Annotated in this window: 14 protein-coding genes; all 14 read left to right on the top strand. The window is 46.3% G+C overall.

Features of this window, described 5'->3' with window-relative positions; all coding sequences use genetic code 11:
* Positions 1–334: 334 nt before the first annotated feature.
* The 14 genes from WA407_RS03460 to WA407_RS03395 all read left to right on the top strand — a co-directional run bounded on the left by WA407_RS03460 (position 335) and on the right by WA407_RS03395 (position 21,276).
* Entirely contained in the window at positions 335–2,137 is a 1,803-nt protein-coding gene (locus tag WA407_RS03460) for a vWA domain-containing protein (RefSeq protein ID WP_336076799.1), read from the top strand.
* A 24-nt stretch (positions 2,138–2,161) separates the two neighbouring features.
* Positions 2,162–5,551 carry a tubulin-like doman-containing protein gene (locus WA407_RS03455; protein ID WP_235308227.1) on the top strand — a complete coding sequence of 1,130 codons (3,390 nt, stop codon included), beginning with the start codon at positions 2,162–2,164 and terminating at the stop codon, positions 5,549–5,551.
* Between the two features lie 3 nt (positions 5,552–5,554).
* Positions 5,555–7,921, top strand: a complete 2,367-nt coding sequence (locus tag WA407_RS03450; protein WP_336076798.1) for a transcription initiation factor TFIID — start codon at positions 5,555–5,557, stop codon at positions 7,919–7,921.
* Between the two features lie 46 nt (positions 7,922–7,967).
* Positions 7,968–9,257 (top strand): vWA domain-containing protein, encoded by a 1,290-nt coding sequence (locus WA407_RS03445; RefSeq protein ID WP_254329747.1) that lies wholly within the window; start codon positions 7,968–7,970, stop codon positions 9,255–9,257.
* A gap of 18 nt (positions 9,258–9,275) precedes the next feature.
* A complete protein-coding gene (locus WA407_RS03440; RefSeq protein ID WP_254325738.1) occupies positions 9,276–9,929 on the top strand; it encodes a beta-mannanase in 654 nt (217 codons plus the stop codon).
* A 16-nt stretch (positions 9,930–9,945) separates the two neighbouring features.
* Entirely contained in the window at positions 9,946–11,211 is a 1,266-nt protein-coding gene (locus WA407_RS03435) for a TRAFAC clade GTPase domain-containing protein (protein WP_061831358.1), read from the top strand.
* A complete protein-coding gene (locus WA407_RS03430; RefSeq protein ID WP_336076797.1) occupies positions 11,208–14,237 on the top strand; it encodes a GAP1-N2 domain-containing protein in 3,030 nt (1,009 codons plus the stop codon). Before WA407_RS03435 ends, WA407_RS03430 begins: the two co-directional genes overlap by 4 nt.
* A 218-nt stretch (positions 14,238–14,455) precedes the next feature.
* A complete protein-coding gene (locus WA407_RS03425; protein WP_336076796.1) occupies positions 14,456–14,923 on the top strand; it encodes a MarR family winged helix-turn-helix transcriptional regulator in 468 nt (155 codons plus the stop codon).
* Between the two features lie 92 nt (positions 14,924–15,015).
* Positions 15,016–16,398 carry an MFS transporter gene (locus WA407_RS03420; protein ID WP_061831361.1) on the top strand — a complete coding sequence of 461 codons (1,383 nt, stop codon included), beginning with the start codon at positions 15,016–15,018 and terminating at the stop codon, positions 16,396–16,398.
* A gap of 80 nt (positions 16,399–16,478) precedes the next feature.
* The gene (locus WA407_RS03415) at positions 16,479–17,048 is read left to right on the top strand and encodes a hypothetical protein (RefSeq protein ID WP_322161997.1); all 570 of its coding nucleotides are present in this window, start codon (positions 16,479–16,481) and stop codon (positions 17,046–17,048) included.
* Between the two features lie 68 nt (positions 17,049–17,116).
* A complete protein-coding gene (gene rpmG / locus WA407_RS03410; protein WP_007430271.1) occupies positions 17,117–17,266 on the top strand; it encodes a 50S ribosomal protein L33 in 150 nt (49 codons plus the stop codon).
* A 27-nt stretch (positions 17,267–17,293) separates the two neighbouring features.
* Entirely contained in the window at positions 17,294–17,710 is a 417-nt protein-coding gene (locus WA407_RS03405; protein WP_336076795.1) for a hypothetical protein, read from the top strand.
* A gap of 64 nt (positions 17,711–17,774) precedes the next feature.
* Positions 17,775–18,020, top strand: coding sequence for a type B 50S ribosomal protein L31 (locus WA407_RS03400; RefSeq protein WP_013310118.1), 246 nt, complete (start codon positions 17,775–17,777; stop codon positions 18,018–18,020).
* Between the two features lie 679 nt (positions 18,021–18,699).
* The gene (locus WA407_RS03395; RefSeq protein WP_336076794.1) at positions 18,700–21,276 is read left to right on the top strand and encodes an S-layer homology domain-containing protein; all 2,577 of its coding nucleotides are present in this window, start codon (positions 18,700–18,702) and stop codon (positions 21,274–21,276) included.
* The last annotated feature ends 12 nt before the right edge of the window (positions 21,277–21,288 follow it).

The following is a 21,288-nucleotide window of genomic DNA, read 5'->3' as shown; positions in this document are numbered from 1 at the left end:
GAAACATAATCGCCAGACATCCGTATGAGATCATAGTGTACTTCCTCTTTCTACTTGGATTTTTACTTCAATATTTTACATGGGCGGGTTTCGCTACTGTCATTTTTGTCGTATAAAGGAGAAGGCTGGTGCCCGATTGCCCTTGTTGGGGTATAATTATATCATTACTGCAGGATATTGGTAAAATCACGCGGTATAACAGGCTTTTTGGTTGGATTCAGACCATTCGGGCAGTATTTTCAGCTGGCGCTCATGTAAAACTCATTATAATTTAATAGTAGGGGAGTACAACTGTAATTTAGAATGAGAATTAACCGGCAAAGGGGTACAAGCGATGTTTAGTAGAGACAGAAAATGGTTTTTGGTCATCGGAATCATATGTACAATGATCATGACCTCGATTTTGGCATGGCAGCCACAGATGGCGAATGCCGCTTCACCCTCTGCTTCTAAGGTGGATGCGGTGCTGGTCGTCGATGTAAGTAATTCGATGAACACCAGTGATCCTGGGAAAATTGGCAATGAAGCCATGAAAATGTTCATTGATATGCTGTCGACGCAAAATGACAAAGTCGGGATTGTAGCGTATACGGATGTCGTACAGCGAGAGAAAGCCTTGCTTAATATTACATCCGAAGCGGATAAGCAGGAACTGAAGACGTTTATTGACGGACTGAACCGGGGGGCGTATACTGACACCTCCGTGGGTGTCAAGGAAGCGATCCGCATTTTGCAAGATGGTAAAACAGCTGGACATGCGCCTATGATCGTCATGCTGGCCGACGGTAACAACGATTTTAATAAGACGACAGGCAGAACCGAAAGCCAATCCGATCAGGATATGGCACAGGCTGTAGCTGAGGCTAAGAATAGCGGCGTTCCAATCTACACCATCGGCTTGAATGCAGATGGAAAGCTGAATAAAAACAAGCTCGCCGACATAGCGCAGCAAACGGGCGGCAAATCTTTTATTACAAGCTCAGCGGATGATCTGCCGAAGATTTTGAGTGAAATTTTCGCCAGCAATTTGAAGTTGAAAGTGGTGCCTTTGCAGTCCATTACGGCAAACGGTGACTATCAGGATGTAACGGTAACCGTACCGAACGATAGTGTGCTGGAGGCTAACATTTCGATCATGTCCTCAAAACCGGTGGATGCGAGACTGATAGACCCGTCGGGCAACACCAAGCCAATTCCTTCGAGCGATGTGCTGCTGTCCAAGTCCAAAAGCTACTCGCTGATTAAACTACTTAAGCCTGTGGCAGGTGACTGGAAGCTCCAAGTCAAGGGAGTCCAGCAGGATCAGATTGATATTAATCTGGTGTTTAACTATGATTTGGAGCTGAAAATGGACGCACCGTCAGCCAAATCATACAAAAAAGGCGATGCAGTTCAAATTCGTTCCTACCTGACGAGCAATAGCCAGCAGCTCCAGGATCAGGAATTGTATGCGAATATGAATGCTGTTCTGAAGGTCAAGGATCTGGATTCCGGTACAACGAATGAGGTGCCGTTAACCAATGCAGGGGATTCTTTTACCGGTTCCTATACGATTCCAGATGAGCATGACTACGAACTAACCGTTAGAGCAGAGGAGAAGAGCTTTTACCGTGAAACACAGCCTGTAACCATCAGTGCTAAAGCAGGGGCGACGAGCGGTACGAATACGGGCACGACGCAGCCAACAACACCTGCTGAAAAGTCCAAGCTAATGCCACTCATTCTTTTAGGGCTGGGACTGCTCGTTCTGCTGGTTGCCGCGTATTTCATCTGGAAGGCTGTCAAAAAGGCCAACCGTGGCTTTGTCGGTCAAATCGTACTGGAAATCCGGGATGAGAACACCGGCGAAAAAACGTATCCGCAATACAAGAAGCTGAACACCTTCCGGGGCAAATTTAATCTGCACCAGTTGCTGCAACTGGCACCGGAATTTGCTGGAACCGACAAGGTCGTGTTCACACCAGCCAATCAGGATCGTATCATTGTGCGCAGTACCCCCGAGATTACGATTGAAAAATCCGGACGGGCTGTTGACTCAGGCAACGGTCTTGAACTCAAAAACGGTGATCGTCTGACGATTCCGTTAGCCAGTGTGGACAAAACCATTTTACTGGAGTTTATTTCAGTAAACAGCTAAACGAACCCTTAGGAGGTCATATCTATGAAACCAGTAGTTAGAGAGCATATCCAACAATTAGACGTATCACTCGGCGGAGGGATCGTAAGCGATAAGATCAGAGTTGATACTATTGATAATCCTATTTTAATTATCGGACTCGGAGGCACGGGAATTGATGCCCTTCTCCGCTTGAAATATCAAATTAATCGTAGATTCAAGCTTCCAGCAGATCCGATTTCCAAGAAAAAGAGCGATAAACCGGACAATGTGGAATTTCTCGCTTTTGAAACGAATGAACAAGACCGCAACAAAAAATACAAGGGGATTGGTTTGGACCCCATCAATGAGTTTGTATTGCTGTCCAATGCGGAAATCGGCGGATTGCTGCAAAACCGCAGCATTCTTGAGCCGTACATTACCGATTGGCTGTCTCCCGAACTAAGCATTACCGATGGTATGAATGGTGCGGCAGGGGTGCGGCAGGCAGGACGATTGCTGCTGTTCACCAAAATCAATCAGGTCGTACAAAGCATTGACAAAAAAATCAAAACCCTGTCTGAAGGCACCAACAAGAAGCTTATGGTGTTCCTGCTGTCCGGTTTGTCCGGCGGTACAGGAAGCGGTACTTTCCTCGATATTTCATATATCGTCCGAGGAATTATTGAGCGCGACTATGGCTCTGCAGGCGTAGACCGTGTAAATACATTAGGTTATCTGTTTACACCGGATATTAATTTGGCGAACAAAAGCCTGAGCGAGCATACCCGTGAATATATTAAAAAGAACGGTTATGCTGCACTGAAAGAACTGGACTATTGGATGAATGTAGACAGCCGTGGTGAACGTTTTAAGCAGCAGTACGGCAACATTTTGACCGTGAACTCGCCGCTTCCACCGTTTAATCTGTGCCACCTCATTTCGGCCACGAATACGGAAGGCAAGCTATTGGAAAATGCTTATGATTACTGCATGAATGTCACCGCTGAGAACATCACTAACTTTATGGCGAGTGAGGAAAAACAGTCGGGCGAAGAGTTTGCCATTCATGACTATATCAGCAATATCCGTACCAACATCGCACAAATGAATAAGGCGTATCCGGCAAACTACGATTACAATATTATCGGGGCTTCCTCGGCGGTACTGCCAATGGAGGAAATGACGACATATCTGGCCTATCGAATGTTTGGCAAAATGTCCAAAATGTTCGAGCAATCGCCAAATCAAGAGGATGTAGAGAAGTTTGCCCGCAAGCTGGGCGTGGATCTGGATAGCATGATCAAAAACTTTGAATCCCGTGTACCTGAGCCGCTTCCGGGCTTTGAAAACAGTGAACGGTTAAGTTATAGCAATGTCGTTAAAATGCAAGTGGTCAATATGGACACCGAGCTGGAGCAAACGTTCCTGACGCGTGCCCGCGAAGAGTATATCAAAGCGAAGAAGCAGCTTCCTGGGGAAATTACAGGACAGTTTACGGATCAAATTCGCCGGATGTTTCTCCATCCTGAGCAAGGGCCGTTTTATGTATCCCGCATGATTTATACTGAAAAAGGATTTAGCTTGCTGAAAATGCTGCTTTCATATGTTGAGACGTTGCGTGAATCACTGCACCGTATTCCAACGGACATTGAATGGGCACGTGAGCAGGCGAACGAAAAGCTGGGCGATGCCAAGAGCGCGTTTGTGTCTAAGGATAAAAAGAAAAATGCGTACATCGAAGCGAAAATTAATGAATATTGGCTGCGGGCTGATGTGGAACGTACAGAGCAGCTCATTGAGTTTTATGAAGACCTGTATGACCTGTTGAACAAGGAAAATAGCCGCATTTATAATGTATTTACTGAAATTTTGAACGCGCTGAGCGCAATTTTCGAGAAGAATGGCGATCTGCTGATTAACGGCGAGGAGCAGTCCGATCACAAAGGTAACAAAACGTACTATTGGAATCTGGTAAGTGTACCGGATATTTCTGAAGTTGTGACCAAGCTGCTGGATAACCGCAACGGTGATGATTTGATTCGTGATTTTGCCCAAGAATTGCTCGAAAATTCAGATCAATGGGTGAAGGATCAGGATATGGACATCATCAGCTCAATCTCCAATTTCTTGACTGATAAGTTCGGTGATCTCATTACCCGTTCCATGGAAGATTTCCTCGTCATGAAATACGGGCAAGATGAAGCCATTGAAAAATTTGTGGAGCGCTACATTGCGAGCAAACTGGATGAGGAAGCTGTACCTGTGTTTCATCTGAGTAATAGCTCTGGCAACTTGTACTTCCCGTCATGGGGATTCGTTTCAGTACCTGTACAGTCACCTAATATCCTGAAAGGCGTTCGCAATTATCAAAATAATGCAATTGGCAAATCACACTTTACTATTAAAGAGAGTGAAGTTCGTAACCGGATTTTCTGGCTCAATACGCGTAATGGTGTTCCTCTGTTTGTATATACGCCGCTCAAAGTGTATGAAGAAAGCTATGAAAAAACGATTCTTGACCGCGAAGGTATTGGCCGCCATCTGGTACAAACAGGTCAGAACAACTGGACTAATCTTCCGTCGCCGATTCCTGAAAAGTCATGGGGCGAAACTTACGTCAATTCGCGTGTGCAAGCTTACAATGCCCGCATTCGTAATGATTTTGACCGTGCCAAGTCACTTGGCGTGATTCGGGAAAAGGATGTCGATCAAAATACGAGCAGCCGCTTCACTGTAATCCGTTCACATGCGCTAGATCTGAATGCGATGCTGGCAGGCTACGATATGCGCTTGCAGGAATCCAAGCCGAATTTGGGTGAGGTAAAAAGAGCATGGTCTGAGTTGAAACGTCTGCTGGCTGAAGGGCTGGAGCAGGCCGGAAGCAAGGACATCTTTGGCAGCATCAATGAAGAGATGGCGAAGGAAAACCTGATCCGTTCACCAGAGTTAACACAGGTGGTTCGTGAAGAACTAGCGAAATATACACAAATTGAAGCGAAAGCAGCTGAACTGGAAGCTTTGCTGGGCAAATATCAGGATGAAGAAAAATGGCTGGATCAGTTCATTCAGGCTCTCTATACAGACACGATTACGAAAAAAGGCGCTTTGTACGTCTATGATCGTGACGAAGAGGAAGAGGCTTGGGAGCCGTTTGCCAATGTCATGAAGAGCCGTAATTATGTGGAGTTTGAAGTGTTTACAAACTTCCGTGGTTTGGAAGAAAAGAAATTCGCAGCTCTAATGCGCAAGGCGGATCGCCGTGATGCTGTATTGACTTCATCGGAGGATATTACACCACTGCTGTCGAAGCTGGATGAACTGGCTGCGACTTACACAGAGGCCCGCAATCAATTGGAATATGAAAAGGTGGAGCTGGCTAACGGAGCGGAACTATATGCATTTTATGCTCAAATGGCTGGAAAATTAAACGACATCCGCAGAAAGTTGAAATAAAGTATGAGAGAGCAGCTGTTACGTTATGCGGCTGACTATGCAGCCGCAGAGGACCAATTAATCGGAAGCGGAGATGGACGCAGTAGCATCCATTTCCCGTCCGTGTTTCTTTTTATCGGTGATCGCATGAACCCGGTGATGAACACCATTGCAGATATCAACCGGACCAAGTGGGATAACAGCACGGGAGTAACGTATATTCAGATCCGCTCGCAGGAAGATCATGCGGCTGTAGATCGTTCGGTGGATGCTATTGTTCATACCATAGCGGTACCGGAGGAAAGTGGCCACCAAACGATACGCCGTGACTTGCACCAGGCTTTTTATACACATGAATCGCAGCTAATTGAGCTTAACACCGCGTTGCGCCGGGCTAGTGGACATCTGGCAGATTACGGTCGGTTGTATTCTTCGTTCGAGCGTGTCCATTTGTCGATTTTGACGACAGCGGATGACCCCATGAACGTATTAATCCCTGAAATTACGCTGTTGGCGGAGTATATTTTTGCACAGTCTTTTAAATCGGTACAAATGGATCTGTATGTGTTGGTGAATGAAAGCGATCAGGCTGTCCAATTCGGCTACAGTAGTGCAACGTCCGTTGCTTTCATGCGGGAGCTGGACTATATCCAGAGTCTAGAGTATACGTTTACGGCACCGCTTCATATGACCGAGGACAAATTGACCATTCCAGTAACCCATGCTCCATCACCGTTGTTCGACCTCGTCTATGTGCTGTCCGACAAGAACGAACGCGGCGTAACGGTGCCGAATAGCCTGCGAGAAAGCTGTGACATCATTTGCCATATTCAGCTTCTTAAAAATCGCTATCAGGCAGGAGATTCCTATCGGTCACAGGATGGGGGATACAACAATACATCGTTTAAAAACAACATCATGACGGAATCCGGGCGGCAGGGTTATGTGTCGGCTGGATTTTCCCGAGTCAACCGCCCTAACCAGTCAATCGCACTGACTGTGCTGTATCACTTTTATGTGAAGCTGTTAGAGCGTATGAGAACAGAGCAAGAGTGGGACATACGCGATAAGCTGAATTATTTTGGGTTAGATGCTGCTGAGCGCGGTCGCACGCGAAATGATCTCGTTCCTGGTAATGAAGCGATCACGGATATGAGCGCACTGATGACCAGCGGAGCAAGCTACGGCTCGTTGAAGCGAATGACATTACGTGAGGCGGAGGAAGCCTTGTTTGGTCAGGGCTGCGAAGCCTTTTTCCGCGATAACTGTGAACGGATTGTGCACAAACGGTTGGGAGATTTTCAGGCGGAATCAGGTCTACAGTCGGCTGTGAATGCAGCTGCCAAGGAATATCCTGAAATCGGCTTATTCGAGTTGACAGACTGGACGGATGAAAATAAAACAGGGAATGTGCTTACAGCCATTCGTGGACTGATTCGGGATACGTCCAATGACTTGCAGATTAGTGCCGCTGAACTGGACACCCTGTATAGCGGACGAGTGGAGGACCAACCTTTTCAACGATTGCCACTCATGGATAAGCATAATGTTCGAAGCTTGATTCGTTACCTGACCGAGACGGTTTACGGGCACAAACTGCACATGCTGCGAATTCAAGCCGATTTGGAGCTGCTCCGCCGCTATGAACTGTCACTAGAAAAATGGCATGCGCAGGCGCAGCATATTACAGTACAGCTTTCCAGCCTGGAGCGTGAACTGCATCAAGCTGCAACGGATAGTATTCGGCAGGCCGACAGTTACACAGGTCAAAACCTGTTCGAATATTACGAGCGTGTGACGGAGGATGTCATGCGTGAGCTGGAAAGCAAGCGGGGGAAATCTATATTTTTTGATACCCGGCATATGGGGCCTGTATCCGGATTGCTGGACGGGGGTCTGTCCTCATTGGTGGATCGACTCACGCAGACCTGTCGCACCTTGATTCTCAGTTCACAGCCGTTTAATCAGACCTTCGAAGAAGAATTATTGCGGCGTGCCAATGTGGCTGCTGCATATGAAAATCGGCTGGTCGTTCCGAAGGATGAGCTGTTTAAAAAACTGTATCAAACGTTAGAGGAACATGGCGGAATTAACGTACGTTTGCTCGACTATACCCATGAGCATCGGTATGAAGAAAAGTACTTCTTTGGTGACTACGAAGGCGAATTTCTCCCTTATGCGATGGATGTGGACATTACTTCGCGTATTTACAAGCTGGGTTTTGTACATGAGCGTCGCAGCAGCGGGGTGGAAAAGCTGCATTTGATGGGCGGCTTCCATCTGGAGGATCTGATGGTTTACCGCAACGGCAAAACGTATTATGAGACATATACTGCGAATGGTTTCGTGTTTCACGGAATCGACGTGGACCGGTTGCCGGAATTGCGGTAGCCACATATTAATCCTACTTTAATGATGGAAGGAAGCAAAGATTCTTATGAAGCAGCGTAAATTTAACGTTCTCCTATTGCTGTTCGGCTTGCTGGGCGCTGTAGTAGGCTTCATCTTGGGAGAGCTTATTCTTCACAAATTGATAGGGCACTGGCCGCATATCGTCGTGATCGGGCTGTATTTTGGCATCATGGCACTGTGTATTGGCCTAGGTTGTCTGATCGGCGAACTAATTTCGCCACAGTTAAATGGACATTCATGGCGGCAGCGCTACTCCGGGTTATCCTGGAAGTTACTGGTGCCTGCTACGCTAGTGATGTTGTTCGTGGCAGGTCTGCTATTGGAGTTGGGCTATCAGGTTAATCCTGAAGGGCGCAAGAGCGTACAGGACCTCGTGCTTGTGATTGATAATTCCGGGAGTATGCAGCAAACAGATCCTGATAATGAACGCCTAACGGCTGCTAAGAGTCTAATTGGCCAAATGGATGGAGACAAGAGGGTAGCCATTGTTTCATTTGATTCTACTGCCCAGTTGGTTCAGCCGTTTACTCCAATTCGCACAGATGCAGAGAAGCAAGCGGTTTATTCCAAAATCGATAGCATGCAGACTATAATGTCAGGCGGTACAGAGATCGGACTTGCTTTGGATGAGACGATCAAGGAGATTGAAACCCAAGGCAATGCAGAAAAAGGTTCTCTCGTTATTATGCTCTCTGACGGCTTTAGCGAGCTGGATACCCAGACGGCATTGGCTCCTTATATCGCCCGCCAGATTCCGATCAATACGATCGGGCTGAAGCTGGCAGAGTCGGATGGTATAGCCTTATTGCAAAATATTGCTGACCTGACAGGCGGAACTTATTCTAATGTAGCTAATGCCCAAGGACTTACTCAGGCGTTCGGTAAAATATATAACAAAATCGGTGATCGCACACTGGTAACGGAGCGGACAGGTGAGTATGCCGACAGTCTGTATTTTGCCATTTATCGCGTAACGGCTCTGGTCATTATCGGCGTTCTATTAGGATTAGCTCTTGGGCTGATGTTTGATAACCGTTTTCTCGCGCGGAATTTTGCGATTGGAGGAGTCCCGGCAGGCTTGCTCGCTGGCTTTATTTTGGAAAAGGGATTATCTGGCTCGCCTATAGGCGACTTGATGATTCGTTTGGTGGCAGCGCTCGTACTGGCAGCCCTTATCGCTGTCTTTTCGCTTGTTCTACCGATTGCGGAAAATACTCGCCGATCTTCCGGTGGAGGAAGTCAGGGTGCGCCGTCAGGACGCCGGAGAGGGGCACCGGAAGCCCCAACGCGCAATCGACGCAGCAGTGGATTTTAGAACGGGAGGCTGGAACTTATGCAGTATAGGGAAGCACAGCCCGGTGATCCTGTTATTTCGGAGCTGAGCCACAAAATTGACGACAACCGGGTTGTGTTACGCTGGCAGTGGCCTGAGGGCGCAGCCGTGGTATATATTGCGAAACAATCAGCCGATGCAGGTGTGAATGGGCAAAATGAGGGTGAAGTTTTACCGCCTTTTTCAAGCCTAAAACTTTTTACACGCGAGGAGTATAAGGCTGCTGGCAGCTATCGTGACCGAATTGAAGGCATTGGACGCGTACGGTATACCGTGTATCCGGCTGTTCGGGAGGATGGAGATACTTACGTGATCCGTCAGCAAGATGGAGCCAACCAACTGGAGTTGAGTACAGGGAGGGCTAAAATCAGATATGCGGTTCACCATAAAAAAAGCTGGTTTCGCAGCCGAAAAACCGTCCAGATTCAGGTGACAGCCGAAGTTCCTGTCCCGCAGGAGGCGCTTTGCTACGTGAAGAAGCGCGGGGGCTATCCCGCAGACCGGGACGATGGAACCTTATATCCATTCACGGCACCCTTTGCCGCGGGACGGAATGTTTTACCCGCTGTTGAAGTGGGGGGAGATGAATATGTGCGGCTGTTTTTTACAGACGGCCAGAAATATGGCACGGTATATGAATTAGTTCCTGAATGAAAGGAGGCCGCAACCGATGAGTTTTCTTAGTAATTTATTCAGAAGAAAGCCACAGGCAGCGCCAAGGCCGTTATTTTATGATATTGTGTGCCCTTATTGCTTTAGTAAATTTTCCCCGGAGGACGTGGTATTCCGTGCTTCTCATCACCGTGAAGATGACGAGGACTACGCTTTAGGTGAAGATGAGCTGTTGAACAAATATCGGGAGCGTTTTGGCTTGGACAGTGTGCATGATATGGAGGCGATTTTGCATCCCCATGATGTTCCTGAGGAACATCGATTGTATTCTGATCATGTACTAACAGGACTGACAGACCGTTATGGCGAGCTGACGCGTCATCGACTGTGCCCACACTGTCATAACGAGCTGCCCGTGACCGCGGGTAAGGTGCCTAGCAATATCATTTCGATTATTGGAGCTTCGCAGGCGGGGAAATCTGTCTATATGACCTCCCTGATTCACACGTTGCAGCATGTTACAGCCGATCATTTTGACGCGGCTTGCATGCCGCTCAATGCAGAGATCAGCCGAAAGTTCCGCACTATGTATGAGGAACCCCTATTTGAACGAGGCGATCTGCTTACATCGACACAAAAAGAAAAGATGCAGGAGCCTTTTATCTTCCAGTTTGTATTTAAGGATGAGGAAAAGCCGCCACTGACGCTGGTATTTTTTGATGTCGCCGGGGAGGGAATGGTAGATCAGGACTATCTGGGACTGCATGGACAGCATATTAAGAATTCAGCAGGTATTCTCTTTATGGTCGATCCACTGCAAATCCGCTCTATTCGGGAGCGCATTAAGATTAACCTTGGCGATAAGCCGGGTGAATGGGTCTCACAATATGATGAACCGCGTGATGTCGTACTTACGATGTTCGGTGATTTTATTGCTTATCAGGAAAAAGGGAAAACGGACATTCCGACTGCTGTCGTCCTGACCAAAAGTGATATGCTTACTGCATTGGCAGATGAAGAAGGCACATACATCAAGACGAATAGCAATATTTTTAATCCGATGGAGCATCGCAAATATATGGATTTGGATGAGTTCGCTAACATTGATGGCGAAGTTCGACGCTTCATCGAAAAGGTGGATAAGCCGTTCAAGGGCACGATGGATGTATATTTTACGGATACGGCCTATTTCGCGGTTTCCGCGCTGGGTAGCAATCCAGTGGAGCAAAAGCTGCAAGGATTGGTTAGTCCGATCCGTGTGGATGAGCCATTCATTTGGCTACTTTACAAGTTGAAGTACATTGAGGGGAGAGAATCACAGTGAGTTATTCTACCTCTCATTTGATACAACAGCAGATGTACACACGGGAACGGCGTGGAATTTTCCGTTCTACGGAAGGCTTCGATACAGTGGCTAATTCCAAAGGATTGGATGCTTCTTTTATTAAAAAGGTGCTCCATCCCTTATGTGTATATGATGCGCCTGCTGCCTTGACGGCGCGTGGCGAGAAGCAGGAAAGCGTCTATCCAGAAGCCATGCATCTGGTACGGACGGAGTCCGGGGATGTAGTGCTTGGCCGCAGTATTTATAAGGCTGCGGATTTTACTGGGCTGCGGAGCGCCTTTTTCACGCACAACTATGTGATTCCAGCCGGACATGGTGAATCTCCGTCTGACTATAAGCAGTGGCTGAACACATCATTTGTTGATACCTATGATATTGAGCAGGGAACGGATTTACCGGAATTGGAGCGTCTACCGGGTGGAAGTGTATTTCCGGCTGTTGACCCGTCTACAGTGCTGGCTCAATTGCAGCTGAGCGAAGAAGTGTTCAAACAGCTTTTATACGCAGTCATGATGTCCGCAGCGGGTCGCAAAAAGGTATATGTAGCGCTGAATGTTCCTGTAGAAGCGGTCGGATCTTCAGCCAAGCAGCTGCTGGGTGTGCTGTATGCGGCACTGCCTTATGCATTTCGGAACAGACTCGGATTTCTTACATATGCACAGGAACCGAACAGCAGAAAAGGCATTCACTTGATGTTCGTTGAGCCTTTTAGTTTGCGTCCCGGTGATCGGAATGTGGAAAAGGACTTTGTATTTGACCTGTCTAACCATAGTCGAATACTTAATGTGGATGCAGAGCAGGTGAGACAGCCGTATTTTGACTGGATTGTCCGCACGTTGCTGAATGGTGAGACGCCGGATGATTTCTTCAAATTTGCCGAGCAAATGCTGACAGGTATGGAGGCAGGGCGTGATTTGACGCCATCCAGCTATCATGAGCTCATTACGTTGTACAGAATTGAGCAGGGAGAGCGGGCATTATACAACGAACAACGAATCGCTGTATTACGAAGCTTGACTGATTATTTATCGCCACCCGATTCGCTGCCACGTAAAATGAGGCTGAATGATCTGTTTCTATCGTTTTTTGATCATGAATTTGATCGGGTGAAGGATGGATATATTCCAGATGTAGGTCTAGTCGATAGTTTCAAGGACTATTATAAAGTTCATGCACGCAGCAGCGAAAATCGGTTGGTGGAATATTTAATCCGTTCGCTAAACAATGCTTATACTGCCAGAAATACGGAAGCAGTCACGTATATTTACCATACGATTGAGGAGAATCCGTCATTAGGCAAGGCATATTTTACGAAAGTGCTGGGTAATCCGGCGCTTACAAAAATGCTGTTCATTCCCTACATGGACAGTCAGATGAAAAGAACACCGGATGCCAAGGGGCTGCTGGCCGTTGTGCACGAATGGGGCAGTCGGTATATCGAAGTGTCGGCGAATGCCGATTTTCAGCTTTTGGCAGAATCTGCATTAATGGGCAGACTGCGTGCCGAAAGAAAACCAGTAGAGGCTGTGGCTGCCATTCACCAACGCTTGCGTCAATGGGACAGCAGCTCTGCTGTAGGCAAACTGTCCCCGCTGGAGCAATCTGGATTGACAGAGCGCCTGCAGGAAGCGTCGGATCGGTATTTACTTACCGAAGTAGAGCTAAAAGAAATATCACCCGATCAGGTCGTACAGATTCCATTTTTTACACGGCCCGATTTGGTGCAGTGGGTTGGAAAGCTGCCTGCTCCCCTCAAGGGACAAGCAGTGCGATTGATTGCGGCTTACGATTGGTTTAATACGGAGGAACCGGAACCGTCTGTGATGGACGGCCTGGAGCTTGGCGAAGTAGAAAAGGTACAGGATTGGGCTTATGGCTGGCTGCCCCAGCAGCTTGCGGAAGGCCATTTTGCCCGTCTGTTGCCTGCATTCTATCGTTCTGACGGGCCGGGAAAAGGAATATTGGACTTCGCTCGTCTGGTCAGTTCGATCCGCAAATGGGCGAAGGATAACGATACGATGTACCGCTTTATCCGATGGTCGGAAGAACACCCCGAGTTTGCTACGCCACGTGGCGGTTTCGAACCGTCGTATCGACGTGCGCTACTTCTATTCTTCCAAAAGGAAGGACGAGAGGGACTGCATAAAAAAACGCTGTGGCGTCAATATTTCGAACCTGCAAAGCCTGCTTTTAAAAATTTCTATTTGGCAGCAAAGCGGGAGACGGACACGCCGTTGGTCAAAACACTTCGTCGTTTTCGTAAAGGTGGGGTGATTTCCGGGATCGTGCTGATTGTCATTGCAGGTACGCTCGGCGGCCTGAAAGCAACCGGGGTGATCGGATCTGGTGACACACCTGCGCCTGTTGCTGCTCCGAAGCCTGTACAACAGCCTGTAGAGCCTACAGTGCCCGTAAAAGAGGAGCCTACGGCGATAGTGACACATGTGCCTAATACCAAGTCCACTACGAAAATGGTCAAGCTGTTGTTTGCGTTTCAGACATCGACAGAGCAGGCAGAATTTAAGCCGAAGAAGCTCGTCATTGTCGGGGCGGACCAACAGGAGCACTTATACGAAAATTTTACGCTTGTTGAACAGAACGACAAGGAAGCTGCCAGTAATGCGAACAATGATCCATCCGGTGACGTAATCACTGGGAGCGCCACTACAAAAAGTACGACAGCAGATGGACAATCCACGGACAGTGGTTCAACAGCTCGTGGTAGTACATCCAGTGGAACAAGCGGCGATCAGTCTGGAGCAGTGACAGGCAACACGGACGGAGGCTCGACTTCGGAGATTTCTACTGAGGGTAGTGGTATAGCAGCCGATAAAACCATAGGCAGCACGTCCGGTGATGGTACAGAGACAAAGGAGTACGATCTGAAGAAGTATCCTTATCGTACGCTGTTGACCATTTGGCAAAGGCTGGAGCTGAACGATGCTAGCACGGTTACCGTTGATGGAGAAGAATACCCGCTGGTTCAAGTGAAGAGTGCAGACTAAGCAACTATATAACAGAAATAAAGTAAAAGACGGGCTTCCTTCAAGGGCTCGTCTTTTGCTATACATAAGTTTCCATAAAAAATGAATTCGTAATTTGAAATTCATCTTATCTAGTAAAGCATTATTTTACGAAAGTATTGACACCAAGTAGGCAGCTGATTAAAATTAGTTGGAATTCAAACTATTAAATTTAGATGGATAGGGAGGTTCGTAGTGAGATGGGAAGTGAGGTGTATCCCGTTTGTCTTCCTTGGGAGGAAGAGAGCACGATGTATTTAATTAAATGGATTTTCACTACCGTCCGGCGCGAAATTGAAACGGCACTGCGCCCTTTGGGACTCACCTCCCCACAATCGCAGACGCTCTATATACTGGCGGTGTCGCCTGGAGTCACCAATACGGATTTGGAAAGGCTATTGCTTATTGATAAATCAAGCGTTACCAGCCTGGTTAACGGGATCGTTAAGAAAAACTGGGCAATACGCAAAAGTCACCCGGAAGATGCACGAATGAAGCAAATCTATTTGACTGAGGAAGGCTTAGAGATTCACAAAGAAGCTGAACGTACTATTGAGGCAATTAAAAGCTCGGTAGGTGAAACATTATCTGTAGGAGAATCGGAGACGCTACGCGGTCTGCTTAAAAAAATTCTCCGCGACTACCACCCTGCGGACACCCGCGTTTGAGCGGATATATAGAGAATTTGCCCGGATAGGGGTATCAAAAACAGTGCAATATGATCTTAGATAAGAGGTTTACAGGAGAGGGAGACAACCAAATGATAAATGAACAAACTTATCCCAATGCGGATAAGCTTATGCGAGTGCTAGCTTTCACACTTGTTTTTTCAGTGATGAACGCTTTTATGTTTAATGTCGTTATGCCTGTGATTCGAGAGGAGTTTCATATTAGTGCTTCCGATGTAAGTTGGTTGCTGACTGGCTATATGATCGTGTATGCAGTTGGTTCGGTGACCTACGGCAAATTGGCAGATAAATATCGTCTTAAGGATTTGCTGACGTTTGGGATTATCTTTTTTGCACTGGGTTCGCTTATTGGACTGTTGGCCAATCAATTTTGGATGCTCATTGTAGCTCGTTTGCTTCAGGCTGCAGGGGCTGCTGTTATTCCGGCAACTGCTATGATCGTCCCAGTCCGTTATTTCTCGGCTGAAAAAAGGGGACGTGCTTTGGGCGTCACAGCAATCGGCTTGGCGTTAGGTACTGCACTGGCTCCGATTATTTCCGGTTTGATCACAGGCTTTGCAAGCTGGCGTTTTTTGTTCGTCATTTCCATGCTGCCACTGATCGCATTGCCGTTCTTCCGCAAATATTTGGACGATCAGCGTGGAGAGGATCAGAAGTTCGATTTTCTGGGCGGATTATTACTGGGTGGAACAGTAGCCTTCTTATTACTTTCGATTTCGCAAACTAATATGATGTTTTTTCTGGTAGGTGTGGTGTTATTCGCACTGTTTATATGGCGCATTAACACTGCGCATGATCCATTCATCCAGCCGAAGCTGTTCCGTAACAAGCAATATTCATACGGGCTCCTTATCGCTTTTTTAGGGACGGGGATTAGCTTTGGATTGCCGTACTTGGCACCGCAGTTTCTGAACAGTCTCAATCAGCTCACGCCGGCAATAATTGGACTGGTTATGTTTCCGGCTGCTATTGCTTCGGCTCTATTGGGTAAAAGAGGAGGGCGTTTGGCGGATAGCAAAGGAAATTCGTTTCTCGTCTATACAGCTGTATCGCTTTTGTTTATCTGTTTTATCAGCTTGTCTACATTTGTGGGTGCCTCTCCGTATCTGATTTTATTTTTGCTTATTTTCGGAAACGTAGGTCAGACCTTCATGCAAATTGCCATGTCCAACACGATTTCTCGTACCTTGTCGAAAGACCAGATTGGTGTTGGAATGGGACTGCTATCTCTGCTGAATTTCATTGCCGGGGCGATCACGACAAGTATTTTGGGCAAAACGCTGGATAGTTCGTCGTCCTTTCATTTGAATCCTGTCGTATCTAATGTGCAGGTATTCAATTTTAGCAATATTTTTACGGTGCTTGCACTGATTGCGCTTGTGACGATGGGACTTTATGCGTTGCAATTCCGAAGGGGTTCACGCCGTAATACGCCTGCTGTTGAGCAAGGATAAACATTTGATGTAAACTCATGCCAAAACAAGGGTATAATATAGAAGGAAAAGTTCATCTATGGAAGGACGGAGTGTCCGGCATGACAAGAAACCTTCAATATGTACCCTATGGTTATGAGCCTCCGATCGAGACGCATAAAGGGACCATGGTCTACTATGATACGTTCGAGCAGATTACAGCCAGAGAGCTGGAGCTTTTTGCCGAAACGGGGGCTGCATTATCTTTTACAAAGCTGGTGTTGTATCCGCTACATGAAGAAACCGTCAGAAGAATGTGGAAGCAGCCGGTACGTTCGTATTACAAGCGGGTGGACGAGCTGGGAGAGTGGCAACGGGAGCAAGCTTTGAGTGCTGTTGTGATTGAGAACTGGGAAGGTAAGCGTAAAAAGTATACGCCGATTGAAGCAGCCATCCGTTTTTTGGCGGAAAAGTATACGACCCCACTTTTTTTGTACATGAGTCCTGAAACTGCAAATTTGTGCGCTTCCTATGCATCATTTGGAGAATGGATTAGAAATGTCAGATTGGTGCTTTCGAGCGAACCCCAGGAACTTCATCCTAAGCTTGCACAGTACCGTAATCGATGGAATACGGTCGAAGAAGCGACAAACCGTGACTCTAAGGTTGACAAAGCGGAGCATGAATTATAGAATAGAACTAATCGTAAAAATTACTATTGTAATTGTATACCATGTATTCCAATTAAGGAGGAAGAGAAATGCGCGTAATTGTTACCTTGGCATGCACCGAATCCGGTGATCGCAACTATACAACAACCAAGAACAAAAGAAATCATCCGGAGCGTCTTGAAATGAAAAAATACTCTCCGCGTCTGAAAAAGTACACGATCCATCGTGAAACTAGATAATTTGAGGTTTGCTGCATAGCAACCTGAATGATTCTGCTTCCTGAGCGAAGCCTGTTAAGTTTGCAAAAGCCTGCGTTATGGAACCGGCGAAAACTTGAATTAGTCCAGTGGACAGAGCGTCCAAAGTTAAAGCTTGCACCTAAGAAAACGGCTTTTTTTCAAGGCTGTATGATAGATGCCAAGCTACATGGTACGCTTTGCCTTTTGAATCGAAAGCACGTGGCTACCGAGTTCTCCTGTGCTGGTGTCAGCATTTGGGACGAGCCGGAGGACCATTCACTATATGCTTATATAACGATGAAGGCTGACGAAAGATCCGGAGCGTTCGTGCAATGGGCGATGCGTATATGCGGCATCGTTTGCTTGTCGTTTACGAGCTTGAGCGCAAACGTTATGATCTGTCGTCTTTTTTTCTGGGACATAACCGTTTCTTTTGCCAACTGATGGAGTATTGCGCCAGTACGTTTGAGTTTGAAACTAAAACTACATGAAAGATTAGGTGAAACTAATGAAAAAAGATATTCATCCAACATTGAACAAAGTTATCTTTTTGGACCCTAGCTGTGGATTTACTTTCCTGAGTGCTTCCACTAAATATTCGCAAGAAACGATGGAATGGGAAGATGGCAACACATACCCAGTTATCCGTGTAGATACTAGCTCCGCTTCCCACCCGTTCTTCACTGGTAAACAAAGAAACGTGGATATCGGTGGCCGTGTGGATCGCTTTAACAAAAAATATAACCTTAAGTAAGACTCGTCGAGAGCTAGGTTTACGGATTATGCCAATAATTCGTAAACCTAGCTTTTTTATTTTTTACGGATAGTTACATCCGAAACAACGCGAATAACAAATGTATTTTCAAGTCTCGAATTTAACACTCTTCTGTAACAGTCCATGAAGCTGCTGCTTTTTAATGCTAAATGAAGATGAACAATAGTCGACGAGGGTTATGATGAAAAAAAGATACGAATATAACGTTTTAAGATATTCAGTAGCGGCATTGCTAATCTTGGTAACTAATCATTTTAAAACGTAATTCTATACTTCGCATAGGCTGTCTTAATTTAAAAATAATCGCAGGTATCTAGCCTGCGATTATTTTTTTTAGCACAAGAGTCGCGATTAAGGGAGGGTTCCGATAAATCATTTGCGGAAATAAGTTATTTGAAGGATATAGTTAGAGACTTGATACAACTAGGCATCATTATAGATAAGCTTTTGTTCAGAATTGGTTCAGTGGTTTCATGTATATTAATTGAAAACGACATAAATCACTTATTTTCGACAAATATATGAATAAAAGATTAATATAAACACATTTTTATCGGTAAATACAGTGAATAAGCTTTATTATCTTTGAATTATGTAGAAACATTTCGAAGATCGAATAGGGTCGTTTTACTCAAAAGTAAATTAGGAGGTAGAACCATTGAAAGTTTATTCACTTAAGTGGGCAGCCGCTCTTGTTGCTCTTCAGGCGGCGTTTGGTACTTCTGCTTACGCTGCAACGCCTACCAATAATTTGTTTTCAGATACATCCTATGTGACGAGTGATAAAATGGCGGCCATCCAAGAAGCTGTACGCCAAGGGCTTTTATCGGGAGATCCTCATGGAACTTTTCGCCCTTCAGCAACATTAACTCGTCAGGAACTCGCAGTATTATTGGTCAGAGCTTTAAAATTGGACCCTATTTCGAGTTCTTCTACTTTTAAAGATGTGCAAAGTAAACAATTTGCTGCCCCATATATAGAAGCCGCACAAAAAGCCGGGTTTCTATCCGGGGATGGATTAGGAAACTTTCGTCCGAACGATCCTGTTACCCGTGAAGAGCTGGCAGCTGTGTTTGTTCGTGCAGTCGGAGGGGTTAATGCAGAGGGCGGATCAAGCATTTTACCCAAAGATCAGTCCTTGGTAAGCCAATGGGCAGCTGGATCGGTAGATACAGCACTTCGCCTGGGTTTAATTGACATTCATGACAGCAAGCTCAATCCCACCGGTGAAGTAAAAAGGGAGGATATTGCTCCTTTCCTGCTGGATATTTTCAAATCTCAAGAGCAAACAGCTACGATCAATAGCATTGATGGGGACATTGTAACAATCGATAATGTTCCTTATTTAATAGAGGGGAATTTGAAAGAGTTAATCGGAAACTCCAATAAAGATGCGCTAAAAGGAGCTAAATTAAAGTTTAATTCGCGCAATCGTAATGTGGACGGGCTGCAACAATTAGAAATCGTGCAAAAAGATGTTGTGTTAAACACCAATGGTCTACCGGAAAGCAGCCTGCTTCGAATTTTAGGTGATGGTGTTCAGATTAAAGGGGATATCAAAGGAGTAATCGAGCTTAATGACGGTGTTTCTAATATCCAGCTGAATGGAAACGTAAACCATCTTAATGTGAATTCCGGCAATGGTATTTCTATTAAAGGAACCGGAACAATCGGGGAGCTTCAAGTTGCCAACGCAAACGCTAAAGTGACATTGAACCCGAATTTTAAAGTTGAAATGATTAAGCTGCCTAAAGATGCATCCGTTTCACAAGTTATCCAAAATTACAGCGAAGTACAAAAGCAGATTGGACAAATTCAGTCCGCTGACGGAACGGTTCAAGAACCGACTACAGTTACGTCGAGCAGCGTGACATTTTCCTCCGGAGGTGGAACTTCAACAAAATCAGTGACTAACCATGCGCCAGGCGTTACTACCGGGTTTACTGATATTACGTTAAATGCAGCAGATGAGCCTAAAGAGATTAATTTGGCAAATAGTTTTACCGATGCTGATGGAGACACGCTGACCTACACAGCAGAAACTTCAGCCACAAACGTAGCGACGGTATCAGTGAATGGAAGTCAGCTGACTCTCACGCCGATGAACGCCGGAACAGCCACGATCACGGTTACGGCGAACGACGGCAAGGGCGGGACCATAAACAGCCAGTTCAACGTAACGGTTACGCCTATGATTCCGGAAGCCGTGAACCATGCGCCGACGGTGGAAACGTCGATCAGCAATGTGACGACAGGAGCCGCGGATGGAGTTAAGACGGTGAGCCTTGCGAGTGTGTTTGCAGATGAAGACAGCGACGCGCTGACATACACCGCAACCTCGACGGATACGGGCGTGGCAACAGCAGCAGTAAACGGAAGCGAGCTGAAAATTACGCCAGTGAACGCGGGTACGGTCACGATTACGGTAACGGCAGATGACGGAAACGGGGGTACAGTGGATACGAATTTCACTCTAACGGTGACCCCTTCACCTGCTGCTAATCACGCTCCTGTTGTTCAAAGCACGATTAATGATGTTTCTACAGAAGCAGGTGCTGTGGACACAACTATTGGACTTGCTTCAACTTTTGCAGATGAAGATTTGGACTTACTGACGTATTCCGCTGATTCATCGGACCCTAGCGTAGCAACGGTTTCCGTTACAGGCGACCAACTGAGAATTACTCCGCTTGCAGTGGGAAGTGCTACAGTCACAGTTACCGCAGATGATGGGAAGGGGGGAACCGTTCAAACGATCTTCCAAGTCACTGCTGGAGAAAAGAAGGGACTTTTCTTCTCCGAGTTGGCATGGGGGGAGAGCGACTCTATGATGCAAATTATTGAGCTTTATAATGCGGGTTCTGAGGAATTGGATGCTTCAAAAATTAGAATTGAACGCAGTGATAGTGGAAATTCGATCGAAATAAGTCAAGACGCTGGTGCTTTTATTCCAGGTGGAGCTACTTTCGTGATAGGAGATACCATGTATTTTGGTGATGCGCATGTAGATTACTTCACGGACATGGGATTTTATAACGATGATTCAGCACCTGTTACTTTATCGCTTTATTACGATAATCAGTTGATTGATACGGCAGTGTTTCAGCCTCATACCACTTTAGCTAGACAATCCGATGTTACCCATGGAAATGCAGACTACGAGGCAAGTGAATGGTTTGATGAAGGAACCGATTATACGGATAATATCGGCATCTTTAGTAGTGAGGCACCATAATGAATACAAAGA

It is taken from the genome of Paenibacillus sp. 203 (genome assembly GCF_037027525.1).
Lineage (GTDB): Bacteria > Bacillota > Bacilli > Paenibacillales > Paenibacillaceae > Paenibacillus > Paenibacillus polymyxa_B.
This window is presented reverse-complemented; position numbering and strand designations above follow the sequence as displayed.

Excerpts from the sequence above, each read along its gene's own strand:
- WA407_RS03460 (WP_336076799.1), top strand. The coding sequence starts at position 335 with ATGTTTAGTAGAGACAGAAAATGGTTTTTGGTCATCGGAATCATATGT.
- WA407_RS03455 (WP_235308227.1), top strand. The coding sequence starts at position 2,162 with ATGAAACCAGTAGTTAGAGAGCATATCCAACAATTAGACGTATCACTC.
- WA407_RS03450 (WP_336076798.1), top strand. The coding sequence starts at position 5,555 with ATGAGAGAGCAGCTGTTACGTTATGCGGCTGACTATGCAGCCGCAGAG.
- WA407_RS03445 (WP_254329747.1), top strand. The coding sequence starts at position 7,968 with ATGAAGCAGCGTAAATTTAACGTTCTCCTATTGCTGTTCGGCTTGCTG.
- WA407_RS03440 (WP_254325738.1), top strand. The coding sequence starts at position 9,276 with ATGCAGTATAGGGAAGCACAGCCCGGTGATCCTGTTATTTCGGAGCTG.
- WA407_RS03435 (WP_061831358.1), top strand. The coding sequence starts at position 9,946 with ATGAGTTTTCTTAGTAATTTATTCAGAAGAAAGCCACAGGCAGCGCCA.
- WA407_RS03425 (WP_336076796.1), top strand. The coding sequence starts at position 14,456 with ATGGGAAGTGAGGTGTATCCCGTTTGTCTTCCTTGGGAGGAAGAGAGC.
- WA407_RS03420 (WP_061831361.1), top strand. The coding sequence starts at position 15,016 with ATGATAAATGAACAAACTTATCCCAATGCGGATAAGCTTATGCGAGTG.
- WA407_RS03415 (WP_322161997.1), top strand. The coding sequence starts at position 16,479 with ATGACAAGAAACCTTCAATATGTACCCTATGGTTATGAGCCTCCGATC.
- rpmG (WP_007430271.1), top strand. The coding sequence starts at position 17,117 with ATGCGCGTAATTGTTACCTTGGCATGCACCGAATCCGGTGATCGCAAC.
- WA407_RS03405 (WP_336076795.1), top strand. The coding sequence starts at position 17,294 with ATGATTCTGCTTCCTGAGCGAAGCCTGTTAAGTTTGCAAAAGCCTGCG.
- WA407_RS03400 (WP_013310118.1), top strand. The coding sequence starts at position 17,775 with ATGAAAAAAGATATTCATCCAACATTGAACAAAGTTATCTTTTTGGAC.